Origin of the sequence: Burkholderia sp. Bp8991, from assembly GCF_003853795.1 — a bacterium.
GTDB lineage: Bacteria > Pseudomonadota > Gammaproteobacteria > Burkholderiales > Burkholderiaceae > Burkholderia.
In genome coordinates, this window is sequence record NZ_QTQJ01000005.1 from 66,045 (window position 1) to 78,797 (window position 12,753).

The window sequence follows — 12,753 nt, forward strand, 5'->3', positions numbered from 1 at the left end:
ACGACGAGCGCCTACGCCTGTACACCCACCCAACCGCTGTCAGGCCGCAGGAAGTGAAGATCGCGGTGGAAGCGAGTATACCCAACCCGATCGAAGAACTCGAGAATCTGGATCGCGCGCTTGCGGCCGAGCCCCGTCGCATCGCGAAACGTCGCCGCGTCGAGCCCGCCGCCGCGCGTCGGCGCGAGATGCGCGACCAACCCGGCCAGCTCTCGCACGACATCCGCGTGATAGAACAAGTCGCGCACGATCTGATGCACGTCGCCGCGCCGCGCGAGCTTGCGCAGCAGCGTGCGCACGGCCTCCTCCTGCGCGCCCGTGTCGCGCGCCAGATCGCGGACCCACGGCGGATCGAAGCGCCCCGCATGAATCAGCGGCAGCAATTGCCGCGCCAGCGCTTCCTCGCGCGCATCGAAACTCACCGAATGCGACGGCAGATGCAGCCACGGCCCGCTTCGCGCCACCTCCCCGCCGTCCACCAGCGCATCGACCAACGCACGCCACAGCGCATCGCCGACGAGCGGCGCCGCCATCCGCCGCAGGCGCGCCGCATCGAGCCCCTGCTCGTCCGGCACGCGTTCGTGATACGCGCGCAGCGTATCGATCGCCCGCGCCTGCAGCGCGTCCCAATGCACTCGCGCGATCACCGTGCCGTCGTTCGACGCGCGCTCGCGCTGGCCGATCGCCAGTGCGTCGTCCGGCAACGCCAGCACGTCGGGCGCGAAGCCCGTCAGGTGCGTGAGCATCGCGCGTGCGATCCCGAGCGGCGCCTGCGCGAGCAGCGCATCGAGCCGCCCTTCGTCGAGCCAAGCGGCCAGTGCGTCGAGCCACGCACGGCGCGCGGGCGTGCGACGCTTGCGTGCAGGACCGAACGGATCGAGCACGCGACCGCCGCCGACGGTGCGCGTCGCCTGCGGATTGCGGACGATGAAGCGATCGCCCGGCAGCGCGAACACGGGTTCGTCGAACACCAGTTGCACGCGCATCATCTGGCCCGCCGCGAGCGTATCGCCGTCGAGCAGCGCGACGTGCGCGACGCGATGCAGCGTGCCGAGATGCACGTGCAGCGGCGCCCAGTGCGTCAGCGTGAGCCCCGCATCGGCCAGGAGCGTCAGTTCGACGTCGAGACGCGGCGACGTCGCGACGAGCCGCGCATCCGCGACGGTATCGCCACGCTCGACGTCCGCACGGTCGACGCCAGCCAGGTTCAGCGCGCAGCGCTCGCCCGCGCGGCCCGCGTCGACCGGCCGGTTCTGCGCATGGATGCTGCGCACGCGCGCCGCACCGCCGGTGCGCACGACCGCGAGCGTGTCGCCCGTCGCCACGCGGCCCGCGAACGCGGTGCCCGTCACGATGGTCCCCTGCCCGGCGAGCGTGAACACGCGATCGACCGCGAGCCGGAACAGGCCGTCGTCGCGGCGCGCACGCCACGCGAGTGCCGCATCGGCGAGATGACGCTTCAATGCGGCGACGCCCGGATCGTCGTCGCGCGTCGCGCAGGTCTCGAAGATCGGCGCGCCATCGAGCGTCGAGCCGTGCAGCCACGCAGCGATCTCGTCGCGCACCGCCGACAGGCGCGCGGCGTCGACCCGATCGCACTTCGTCAGCGCGACAGCACCATGCGCGACGCCGAGCAGTTGCAGGATCGCGAGGTGCTCGCGGGTCTGCGGCATCACGCCGTCGTCCGCGGCGATCACGAGCAGCGCGAAGTCGATCCCGCTCGCACCGGCCGCCATCGTATGAATCAGCTTCTCGTGGCCCGGCACGTCGATCAGGCCGAGCACGTCGCCATTCTCGAGCGGCGTGTACGCATAGCCGAGCTCGATCGAGATGCCGCGCGCCTTCTCTTCCTTCAAGCGGTCGGTGTCGACGCCGGTCAGCGCGCGCACGAGCGTCGTCTTGCCGTGATCGATGTGTCCCGCGGTACCGACGATCATGCAGCCGGCCCCGCGGCCTGCACGCATTGCGCGACGAATGCCGCTTCGTCCGCCGCTTCGAGGCAGCGCAGGTCGAGCCGCAGCGCATTGTCGGCGATGCGGCCGATCACCGGGCGCGGCCATTCGCGCAACCGTTTCTCGAGCTGCGCGAGCGCACGGCCGCCGCGCTTGCCGTCCGGCGTGCGCACGACGAGCCCGGCGCTCGGCAACTGGTCGACCGGCAGCGCGCCGCTGCCGATCTGGCTGAACATCGGCTCGACCTGCACGTCGAAGCCGCCGCCGAGCGCGGCCTGCAACGCCGGACGCACGCGCTCGGCGGCCTCGGCGATCTCGCGCTGCGGCCGCGTCAGCAGACGCAGCGTCGTGAGCCGCTCGCGCAGGAATTCCGGTGCCTGGTACAGCCGCAGCACGGGTTCGAGCGCGGCGAGCGTCAGCTTGCCGACGCGCAGCGCGCGCTTGAGCGGATGTTTCTTGATCTTCGCGACGAGCGCGCGATCGCCGACGATCAGCCCGGCCTGCGGGCCGCCGAGCAGCTTGTCGCCGCTGAACGTGACGAGGTTCGCGCCGGCCGCGACGGTTTCCTGCACGGTCGTCTCGTGCGGCAGGCCCCATTGCGACAGATCGGCGAGCGTGCCGCTGCCGAGGTCGACCGCCACCGGCAGGCTGTGCTCGCGCGCGAGCGGCGCGAGTTCGGCCAGCGTCACTTCCTTGGTGAAGCCGCTGATCGCGTAGTTGCTGCAGTGCACCTTCATCAGGATCGCCGTGCGCGGACCGATCGCGTCCGCGTAGTCGCGCAGATGGGTGCGGTTGGTGGTGCCGACCTCGCGCAGTTTCGCACCCGCACGGCTCATGATGTCGGGAATGCGGAACGCGCCGCCGATCTCGACGAGTTCGCCGCGCGACACGATCACTTCGCGTTTCGGCGCAAGCGCCGACAACACGAGCAACACGGCCGCGGCATTGTTGTTGACGACGGTCGCGGCTTCCGCGCCGGTCAGTTCGCACAGCAGATCGTCGATCAGGTCGTCGCGGTCGCCGCGGCGGCCGGTGGCGAGGTCGAATTCGAGGTTGACGGGCTGCGTGAGCGCGTCGACCACCGCGCGCACCGCGTCGTCGGGCAACAGCGCGCGCCCGAGATTCGTGTGCAGCACGGTGCCGGTCAGGTTGAACACCGCGCGCACGGTGCCCGCGCTCTGCTCGGCCAGCGTGCGGGCGACGGCCGCCGCGATGCGCGGCTCGTCGAGCGTCCCGGCCGCCGGCGGATCCTGCTGCGCGGCGGTGCGCCAGCGTTCGAGTTCGGCGCGCACCGCGTTCAGCACGCGCGTACGTCCATAGTCGGCGAGCAGCGGCTGCAGCGGCGCCGACGTCAGCACGCGCTCCACCGACGGCACGCGTGCGAGGACGGCATTCAGTTCATTCAAACCCGGTTCGGTCACGTAATGGTGGCTCCAATTCCATGCGCGGCAGGCAGCCGGCGCAGGCGCTCGCGCGCGCCCCGGCTCCGTACCGTCATTCCGCTTCGCGCGACATGTCCGGCCACAGCAGCGGGTTCGGCGAACTGCGCTGGTAGCCGGCTTCGTTCATCAGCAGGTCGAGCGTGAGGCTCGCGAGATCGTCCGCCAGCGGCTCGAACTCGTAGTCCTTCTCCTGGTAGCCGATCTTGCGATAGGTCTTGCATTCGTCACAGGACTCGGCCTTGACGGCTTCGCTGCCGCCTTCGATCCCGTGGTAAGCGATGCCCTTGGTCGAATCGCAGTGCGAACATTTCGTGCGCACCATGTGCCACTCGGTCGTGCACAGGCCGCACTGCAGGAAACGGTAGCCCTGGTACTGGCCGCCGACGCGCACGACGCTCGCGACCGGATGCGTGCCGCACACGGGGCACAGCCCCGGCTGGTCGAGATACGGGACGTCGGCCGGTGCCACGCGGCTCGCGAGATCGGTCCAGACGACCTGCAGCGCGGCCATCAGGAACGGCGCGGTGGCCGGGTCGACTTCGGCGAAGCGCAACGCGAGGATCGCGTCGGCCTGCGCGTCGAGTCCGGCGGGCGCCATCAGGCGCAGCCGGTCGAGCAGCTTCGCGAGCGACGGATTGACGAGCCCGGCGCTTTCGACGCGGTCGAGCAGTTCGTACAGCACGGCCCGCCACTGCGGGTTGCGCTCGCCGTCGAGCGCCGGCACGAGGGGCATCGAATGCTGTTGCGCGCGTGCGATCGCTTCGGGCGACGGCAGCGGCAGTTCCAGCGCCTGCAGCGTCGCGTGCTGCGCGTCGGCAACGGTCGCCATCAGCCGCAGGTAGCCGCTGATCGGGTTCAGGTCGGCAAGCTTGCGCAGCCGGGCGGCACGCGCGGCGAACGCGGTGCCGCGCTCCGGCAGGCGAAAGCGCGGAATGGCCGAATGATCGAGCGCCGAAATCTCGGTCGGTTCGAGAATGCGTTGTGTCACGAAAATGTCTTCCAAATAAACAAGCGCCGACAGGTCGGCGCTTCAGGCGGTTCCGACGGCTGACGGAACGGCCCGCCGCGATCGGCGAGCCGCCCCGCTCCAGTGCGTTATTTCACGCTTTCACGGAACCACTTCGGGTGATGCTTGCGGGCCCAGCCCAGCGTGACGGTGCCGCGCACCATCGCCCCGATCGAGCCCTTCACCCACAACGCCGCATAAATGTGCACGATGATGCTCGCGATCAGCACGAAGGCCGCCACGGCATGCACGACGGCCGCCGCGCGGATCACCCCGATCGGGAAGTAGAACGAGAAGTAGCGCCGCCAGATCACGATCCCCGACAGCAGGAGCAGCAGCAGGCACGCCACCAACGTGAAGAATAGCAGCTTCTGTCCGGCGTTATAGCGCCCGACAGGCGGCAGCCTGTCTTCCTGGTTGGTCAGCACGTCGCCGATCTGCTTCAGCCATTGGCGGTCGTCCGCGTCGAGCGTGTTGTGATGCCAGAAGCGCACCACGAGAATCGCGAACGACACGAACATCACGAGACCGACGAACGGATGCAGGATCCGCGTCCACTGGCCCCCGCCGAACAGCGCGGTGAGCCAGAACATCGACGGATGGAACAGCGCGAGCCCGGACAGCGCGAGCAGCACGAACGTGATCGCGGTGATCCAGTGGTTCGTGCGCTCGTTCGGCGTGTAGCGGACGATCAGGTTGGGGTCGTCGTGCTTCATTTTGCGTCCTCCTTGATGCGTCGCGCCTCGTCGCGGGCGGCGGCTTCCTCTTCCTCGCTGACCTCGTTCGGACCGACCCGGGTGTAGTGGAAGAACCCGGCCAGCGCGGTCAGCGCGAGGCCGGCGACCGCGAGCGGCTTCGCGATGCCCTTCCACAGCTTCACCATCGGGCTGATCGACGGATTGTCGGGCAGCCCGTGGTACAGCGACGGTTTGTCGGCGTGGTGCAGCACGTACATCACGTGCGTGCCGCCGACGCCCTGCGGGTCGTACAGCCCCGCATGCTCGAAGCCGCGCTCCTTCAGGTCCTCGATCCGCTCGGCCGCGTGCTGCTTCATGTCCTCCTTGGTGCCGAACACGATCGCGCCGGTCGGGCAGGTCTTCACGCAGGCCGGTTCCTGGCCGACCGCGACGCGGTCGGAACAGAGCGTGCACTTGTACGCGCGATGATCCTTCTTCGAGATCCGCGGCACGTTGAACGGGCAGCCGGTCACGCAATAGCCGCAACCGATGCAGTTCTCCTCGTGGAAATCGACGATCCCGTTGTTGTACTGCACGATCGCGCCCGGCGACGGACACGCCTTCAGGCAGCCCGGATCCTCGCAGTGCATGCAGCCGTCCTTGCGGATCAGCCACTCGAGGTCGCCGGCCGAGTTCTCGTATTCGGCGAACCGCATCACCGTCCACGAGTGCTCCGACAGGTCGGCCGGGTTGTCGTACACGCCGACGTTGGTGCCGACTTCGTCGCGCAGGTCGTTCCACTCCATGCATGCCGTCTGGCATGCCTTGCAGCCGATGCACTTCGATACGTCGATCAGCTTCGCGACGCTCCCGGTCACCGGTTCGCGCGCCGTGGGCGGCGGCGTCGTGGTGGCCGAGACGCGCTTGATATCCAGCGATTGCAATGCCATCTCTTCCCCCTTACGCCTTTTCGACCTTCACCAGGAACGACTTGAATTCCGGTGTGTACGAGTTGCCGTCGCCTACGGACGGAGTCAGGGTATTGGCGAGATAGCCGGGCTTCGTCAGACCCTTGAAGCCCCAGTGCAACGGGACGCCGACCGTCTGGACCTTCTTGCCCTCGATCGTCAGCGGCTTGATCCGCTTCGTGACGAGCGCGACCGCGACGATGTAGCCGCGCTTGGACGACACCTTCACGCGATCGCCGTGCGCGACGCCGACTTCCTTCGCGAGGTCTTCGCCGATCTCGACGAATTGCTCGGGCTGGATGATCGAGTTCAGCCGCGCATGCTTGGTCCAGTAGTGGAAATGCTCGGTCAGCCGGTACGTCGTCGCGACGTGCGGGAACTCCGATGCCTTGCCGAACGACGCGCGGTCGTCCGGGAACACGCGGGCAGCCGGGTTGTTCAGCGCCTGCGGGTTGTCAGGGTGCAGCGGGTTCGCCGCGAGCGGCGTCTCGAACGGCTCGTAGTGCTCGGGGAACGGACCTTCGTTCATTCCCGCGCGAGCGAAGAAGCGCGCAACGCCTTCCGGGTTCATGATGAACGGCCCCATCCCGTTCTCGGGCGGTTCGTCCGCCTTGAAGTCCGGAATGTCGGGGCCCTTCCACGCGCTGCCGTTCCAGCCGATCAGCTTGCGGGTCGGGTCGAACGGCTTGCCGGCGACGTCGCACGATGCACGGTTGTACAGGATCCGCCGGTTGGCCGGCCAGGCCCACGCCCAGTTCAGCGTCTGGCCGATGCCGGTCGGGTCCGAGTTGTCGCGCCGCCCCATCTGGTTGCCGGCCTGCGTCCAGGCGCCGCAGAAGATCCAGCAGCCGCTCGCGGTCGTGCCGTCGTCCTTCAGCTGCGCGAACGCGGCGAGCTGCTCGCCCTTCTTCACGAGCGTCTTGGCCGGATCCTTCGGGTCGGGCAGGTCGGCGAGCGCACGGCCGTTGAACTCCATCGCGAGCTCTTCGGGCGTCGGGCTTTCCGGGTTCGCGTACGGCCAGGTGAGGTTCACGATCGGGTCCGGATACTTGCCGCCGTCCGTCTGGTACATCTTGCGCATGCGCAGGAACAGCCCCGCCATGATCTCGAGGTCGCTCTTCGCCTCGCCCGGCGGCTCCGCGCCCTTCCAGTGCCATTGCAGCACGCGGCTCGAACTGACGAGCGAGCCGTTTTCCTCCGCGAAGCACGTGGTCGGCAGCCGGAACACCTCGGTCTGGATCTTCGACGCATCGACGTCGTTGTAGTCGCCGTGATGCTTCCAGAACTCGGACGTCTCGGTCGCGAGCGGATCCATGATCACGAGCCACTTCAGCTTCGCGAGGCCGGCCGCCGTCTTCACCTTCGACGGCGCCGCCGCGAGCGGGTTGAAGCCCTGGCAGATGTAGCCGTTCATCTTGCCGGCATTCATCAGCTCGATCGCCTGCAGCAGGTCGTACTGCTTGTCGAGCTTCGGCAGGTAGTCGTAGGCCCAGTTGTTCTCGGCGGTCGCGGCGTCGCCCCACCACGACTTCATGAAGCTGACGTGGAACGCCTTGTAGTTCTTCCAGTAGCTCAGCTGGTTCGGCCGCAGCGGCAGCTGCACGCGCTTCTTGATGTAGGCGTCGAAATCCTGCTCGGCCTGCATCGGCAGCGTCATGTAGCCCGGCAGCAGGTTCGACATCAGCCCGAGGTCGGTCAAGCCCTGGATGTTCGAGTGGCCGCGCAGCGCGTTCATCCCGCCGCCGGCGATGCCGATGTTGCCGAGCAGCAGCTGCACCATCGCGCCGGTGCGGATCATCTGCGCACCGACCGAATGGTGCGTCCAGCCGAGCGCGTACAGGATCGTGCCGGCGCGGCCTGGCACGGCCGTCGTCGCGAGCATCTCGCACACCTTCAAGAATTTCTCCTTCGGCGTGCCGCAGGTCTGCTGGACCATGTCCGGCGTATAGCGCGCGTAGTGCTGCTTCAGCAGGTTGTAGACGCAGCGCGGATGCTGCAGCGTCGGGTCGACCTTCGCGAAGCCATCGTCGCCCCGCTCGTAGTCCCAGCTCGATTTGTCCGGATACGCGTGCTTCTCGGCGTCGTAGCCGGAATAGATGCCGTCGTTGAACGCGAAATCCTCGCGCACGATGAACGAGAAGTCCGTGTAGTTCTTCACGTACTCATGCTGGATCTTGTCGTTCGTCAGCAGATAGTTGATCACACCGCCCAGGAAGACGATGTCGGTGCCGGTGCGGATCGGCGCGTAGTAGTCGGCCACCGAGGCCGTACGCGTGAAGCGCGGGTCGACGACGATCAGCCGCGCCTTGCGGTGCGCCTTCGCCTCCGTTACCCACTTGAAACCGCACGGATGGGCCTCGGCTGCATTGCCGCCCATCACGAGAATCACGTCCGCGTTCTTGATGTCGACCCAATGGTTCGTCATCGCTCCACGGCCAAACGTCGGGGCAAGACCTGCCACCGTCGGGCCATGTCAGACACGCGCCTGATTGTCGAATGCGAGCATCCCCAGACTGCGGACAGTCTTGTGCGTGAGATAACCGACTTCGTTGCTGCCCGCCGATGCGGCCAGCATGCCGGTGGTCAGCCAGCGGTTGACCTTCGCGCCGTCTTCCGCCGTCTCGACGAAGTTCGCGTCGCGGTCGGCCTTCATCAGCTTCGCGATCCGGTCGAGCGCGTCGTTCCAAGAGATGGGTTCCCACTTGTCCGAGCCGGGCGCACGATACTCGGGGTGCGTCAGGCGGTTCGGGCTGTGGATGAAATCGATCAGGCTCGCACCCTTCGGGCACAGCGTGCCGCGATTGACGGGATGGTCGGGATCGCCTTCGATATGGATGATGCTCGGCTGCGCATTCTTCGCGCCGTCACCGAGGCTGTACATCAGGATGCCGCAACCCACTGAACAATAAGGACAGGTGTTGCGCGTTTCGACTGTGCGCGCCAGCTTGTACTGTCGGACCTCGGCGAGCGCTTCCGTCGGAGAAAAGCCCAGCAGGGCAAGACTCGATCCGGCAAGCGACGTGGCCGTCACCTTCAGGAACTGGCGCCGGGACATTTGTAGCATGATGGTCTCGGCGTTTTTGTGGGGTGGGGTGAAACTGAAAGGAATTATAGACAGTTCAGGCAACTATGATCGATTCGTCGGATCAATACCGATTTGCCGATCCACCGATGTCCTGCGTTCAACGCACAACCGAACCGTCATGAAACGACAGATCACGTCCGAGGCGACCCGCCTCGCGCAACAACAGGCCAACTGGGCACTCAACGCGTTCAGGCGCTTCTCCTCCGACCGCTGCTCGGCGATGGCCGCGAGCATCGCGTTCTTCTCGGCGTTCTCGCTCGCGCCGACGCTCGTGATGGTGATCGCCGTGGCCGGCTGGTTCTACGGCGACGATGCCGCACGCGGCCAGGTGTTCGAGCAGGCCCACCAGCTGATCGGCGACGATGCGGCGGCCAGCATCCAGACGATCGTGCAGAACGCGCATCGCGCGGGCCAGCGCGGCGGCATCGCGACGCTGATCTCGTTCGCCGCGCTCGCGATCGGCGCGTCGGCGACGTTCGCGTCGCTGAACACCGCGCTTTCCGTGATCTGGCCGAGTACGGAAAGCCGCTGGTCGAGCATGCTCGGGCTCGTGCGCGTGCGGCTCATTTCGTTCGGGCTCGTGCTCGGCGTCGCGTTCCTGCTGATCGTGTCGCTCGTGCTCGATACCGCGATCACGTTCATCGGCACCTGGCTGCTCGGCGATTCACCGTATGTCGCGATCACCAACCTGTTGCAGTTCTTCGTCGGCATCGCGGTGCTCGCGGGCGCGTTCGCCGCGCTGATGAAGTTCCTGCCCGATGCGCGCGTCGCATGGCACGACGCGACGATCGGCGGGATCGTGTCCGCGATCCTGTTCTCCGGCGGCAAGAAGCTGTTCGCGCTGTATCTCGCGCACGCGGGCACGGCCAGTGCGTTCGGCGCGGCCGGATCGTTCGCGGTCCTGCTGATGTGGCTGTACTTCTCGGCGGCCGTGCTGCTGCTCGGCGCGGAATTCGCGGCCGCGCGCGGCGATGCGCATCGCCGCAACGGCAACGTCCCGGCCGCGGCCGCGCCGACGGATCGCGCCGCCGATCGCTCAGGCGGCAACTGAATCCCCACGTATTTTTTTCCGCGCGGCCGCGCGTCGCGCGCGCCGCATCGTCGCCCTACGCGACTGCCTTCGCTTGCGCAACCCACCCGGCCGCCGCGCGTTGATGCGCTCTTTGCATCAGCGCGCGATGCAGCCTGCAACAGCAAACGTTTGCACGCGTGAATTTCCGTGCGCCAACCGGCCAAACCCGCCCCTCCGCCGCCGAACGCACCAACCGCTGCAACAATCGCGGCGCAGCAATTGTCAACTATTTCAAAAAGAGGAACAGTCCTTGATGTGCTTGATATATATAGACTTTTTCTCGCTGTTACCTTTTCGAGACACTTTATTTTTTAAGCTTTCTTGCAGGTATGGCACTGAGCTATTCTCCAATCCGCAACAAATAATGAATGACGAATCATTTGCGTGGAGATACTCAACGATGAAGAAACTCGCACTCTCGACCCTCTCGCTCGCCCTGCTGGGCGCCGCTGGCGCTGCTCACGCTCAGTCGAGCGTGACGCTGTACGGCGTGATCGATACGTCGATCGCATGGGTCCACGGCAACGACGGCCAGGCCAACAACTCGTGGCAAATGCTGTCGGGCAACCTGCAAGGCAGCCGTTGGGGCCTGAAAGGTGCTGAAGACCTCGGCGGTGGCCTGAAGGCGATCTTCCAGTTGGAAAACGGTTTTGATCCGGGCACGGGCCACCTGAACCAGGGCGGTCGCATGTTCGGTCGTCAGGCATACGTCGGCCTCGAGAGCGCCCAGTACGGTACGCTGACGCTCGGCCGCCAGTACGACCCGCTGGTCGACCTGGTCCAGGCAGTCACGGCTGACAACTACTTCGGCAGCGTGATGGCAACGCCGGGCGACGTCGACAACAACGACAACTCGCTGCGCGTCAGCAACGCAATCAAGTACACGTCGCCGGTCTGGGCAGGCTTCCAGGTCGAAGGCATGTACGCCCTCGGCGGCGTTGCAGGCAAGACGGGCGCAGGCCAGACGTGGTCGGTCGCAGCTGCCTACAACAACGGCCCGGTCGGCGTTGCAGCAGGCTACTTCTACGCAGCCAACCCGTCGCCGACGACGGCGATTGCACGCGGCGGCTGGGGTTCGACGACCTCGGACAACATCATCGACGGCCCGATCAACTCGGGTTACGCAACGGCGAAGTCGATCGCGATCGCACAAGTCGCAGGCCAGTACGCACTCGGCCCGGTGACGTTCGGCCTCGGCTACAGCAACGCACAGTACAAGCCGGACGCATTCTCGGGCTTCGGCTCGACCGAAAAGTACAACACGGGCCGCGCGTTCGTGACGTACCAGGTCACGCCGCCGCTGCTGCTGGGCCTCGGCTACTCGTACACGAAGGCGAGCGGCGATACGGACGCGAAGTACCACCAGGTCGGTATCGGCGCGGACTACTCGCTGTCGAAGCGCACGGACATCTACCTGGTCGGCGCATACCAGCACGCGAGCGGCACCCAGCGCGTGGACGCGACGACGACGCAAAGCGCGCAAGCGTCGATCGCTTCGTACGGCTTCGCTGGCAAGAGCTCGGCCGAACTGGTCGCACTCGGCATTCGCCACAAGTTCTAAGAAGTACGTTTCCGGTGTGCATGGCGTCTCCGACGCCGTGCCGCCGAACTGCAAAACCAGTCACCGGTTTCGGCCGTGGCTGGTTTTTTTTCGTCCGTTGCCGGCGCCGCCCTGGCGAGCCGCGACCGTGGTCGGCACCCGTGGGTACGGCGACCGGCCGGGAGCGGCGTCTGGGCCATCTGTCGCGCGCCGGAAGCGTGTCCGGAGGCATCCGGATACCCTGCACGGTCGGACCGTGGCATACGGCCGGTCAGGCGCATGCCGCGCTGGCTGCCACCGCGCTCCCATATTCCTCCTGACGCGCGCCTGGAGGATCCGGCGTCGCAACGGACGCATGCGTGTCCACCCTGCCGATTTCGATACCGCGACGCAAAGCACTATGCTTCGACGTGTCGATTTCGACGGCCTTCGTCCGTCGTATCGATGGCGGCACGCAGATTGCCCCGTTCCTCACCGACACACCCGAAAGGAGACGCTCCATGACGATTCAGAAGATCACGCCGTTCCTCTGGTACTCGACGGAAGCCGAAGAAGCCGCGGCCTTCTATGCGGGCATTTTTCCGGACTCGCGCGTCGTGCGCGTCACGGCGGTCGCCGGCACCAGCGGCACCCGGATGGTCGAGTTCGAGCTGTTCGGGCAGCCGTTCATCGCGATGAGCCACCCGCGCACCGAGACGTTCAACCATGCGATCTCGCTGATGATCAGTTGCGCCGACCAGGCGGAACTCGACCGCTACTGGAGCGCGCTGCTCGACAACGGCGGCACGGCCGACGGCTGCGGCTGGCTGCGTGACCGCTTCGGCGTCTCGTGGCAGATCGTGCCCGACGCATTGATTCCGATGATGGCCGACCGCGACGAGGTCAAGGCGGCGCGCGTGGCCGCTGCCATGATGCAGATGACGAAGTTCGACGTCGCCGCGCTGAAGGCCGCATACGCCGGCACGGCGGGCTGACGAAGTCACGGACGCTGCGTGCCCTTCGCGCGGGCAG

At 66.7% G+C, this 12,753-nt stretch carries 9 protein-coding genes; 3 read left to right on the top strand and 6 right to left on the bottom strand.

The window, feature by feature from the left end; translation table 11 throughout:
• Positions 1 to 11 precede the first annotated feature (11 nt).
• The 6 genes from selB to fdnG all read right to left on the bottom strand — a co-directional run bounded on the left by selB (position 12) and on the right by fdnG (position 9,109).
• The gene (gene selB, locus DIE02_RS07520; RefSeq protein WP_124486366.1) at positions 12 to 1,937 is read right to left on the bottom strand and encodes a selenocysteine-specific translation elongation factor; all 1,926 of its coding nucleotides are present in this window, start codon (positions 1,935 to 1,937) and stop codon (positions 12 to 14) included.
• Positions 1,934 to 3,373 carry an L-seryl-tRNA(Sec) selenium transferase gene (gene selA / locus DIE02_RS07525; protein WP_124486367.1) on the bottom strand — a complete coding sequence of 480 codons (1,440 nt, stop codon included), beginning with the start codon at positions 3,371 to 3,373 and terminating at the stop codon, positions 1,934 to 1,936. Before selA ends, selB begins: the two co-directional genes overlap by 4 nt.
• A gap of 73 nt (positions 3,374 to 3,446) precedes the next feature.
• Positions 3,447 to 4,382 (bottom strand): formate dehydrogenase accessory protein FdhE, encoded by a 936-nt coding sequence (fdhE, locus tag DIE02_RS07530; RefSeq protein ID WP_185702605.1) that lies wholly within the window; start codon positions 4,380 to 4,382, stop codon positions 3,447 to 3,449.
• A gap of 107 nt (positions 4,383 to 4,489) precedes the next feature.
• Complete coding sequence (locus DIE02_RS07535; RefSeq protein WP_124486369.1) at positions 4,490 to 5,116, bottom strand: formate dehydrogenase subunit gamma; 627 nt, start codon at positions 5,114 to 5,116, stop codon at positions 4,490 to 4,492.
• A complete protein-coding gene (fdxH, locus tag DIE02_RS07540; RefSeq protein WP_124486370.1) occupies positions 5,113 to 6,027 on the bottom strand; it encodes a formate dehydrogenase subunit beta in 915 nt (304 codons plus the stop codon). The genes DIE02_RS07535 and fdxH overlap by 4 nt, the downstream gene beginning before the upstream one ends.
• A 10-nt stretch (positions 6,028 to 6,037) precedes the next feature.
• Entirely contained in the window at positions 6,038 to 9,109 is a 3,072-nt protein-coding gene (gene fdnG / locus DIE02_RS07545; RefSeq protein WP_148093142.1) for a formate dehydrogenase-N subunit alpha, read from the bottom strand.
• A 139-nt stretch (positions 9,110 to 9,248) separates the two neighbouring features.
• Here fdnG and DIE02_RS07555 point away from each other — a divergent pair, with 139 nt between their 5' ends.
• The 3 genes from DIE02_RS07555 to DIE02_RS07565 all read left to right on the top strand — a co-directional run bounded on the left by DIE02_RS07555 (position 9,249) and on the right by DIE02_RS07565 (position 12,716).
• Positions 9,249 to 10,181: a YihY/virulence factor BrkB family protein gene (locus tag DIE02_RS07555; RefSeq protein WP_124486372.1), complete on the top strand. Its 933-nt coding sequence runs from the start codon at positions 9,249 to 9,251 to the stop codon at positions 10,179 to 10,181.
• Positions 10,182 to 10,602: 421 nt separating this feature from the next.
• Positions 10,603 to 11,763, top strand: a complete 1,161-nt coding sequence (locus tag DIE02_RS07560) for a porin (RefSeq protein WP_124486373.1) — start codon at positions 10,603 to 10,605, stop codon at positions 11,761 to 11,763.
• Positions 11,764 to 12,242: 479 nt separating this feature from the next.
• On the top strand, positions 12,243 to 12,716 hold the full coding sequence (locus DIE02_RS07565; protein WP_044843835.1) for a VOC family protein: 474 nt from the start codon (positions 12,243 to 12,245) through the stop codon (positions 12,714 to 12,716).
• Positions 12,717 to 12,753 lie beyond the last annotated feature (37 nt).

Excerpts from the sequence above, each read along its gene's own strand:
- DIE02_RS07555 (WP_124486372.1), top strand. The coding sequence starts at position 9,249 with ATGAAACGACAGATCACGTCCGAGGCGACCCGCCTCGCGCAACAACAG.
- DIE02_RS07565 (WP_044843835.1), top strand. The coding sequence starts at position 12,243 with ATGACGATTCAGAAGATCACGCCGTTCCTCTGGTACTCGACGGAAGCC.
- DIE02_RS07535 (WP_124486369.1), bottom strand. The coding sequence starts at position 5,116 with ATGAAGCACGACGACCCCAACCTGATCGTCCGCTACACGCCGAACGAG.
- fdxH (WP_124486370.1), bottom strand. The coding sequence starts at position 6,027 with ATGGCATTGCAATCGCTGGATATCAAGCGCGTCTCGGCCACCACGACG.
- selB (WP_124486366.1), bottom strand. The coding sequence starts at position 1,937 with ATGATCGTCGGTACCGCGGGACACATCGATCACGGCAAGACGACGCTC.
- DIE02_RS07560 (WP_124486373.1), top strand. The coding sequence starts at position 10,603 with ATGAAGAAACTCGCACTCTCGACCCTCTCGCTCGCCCTGCTGGGCGCC.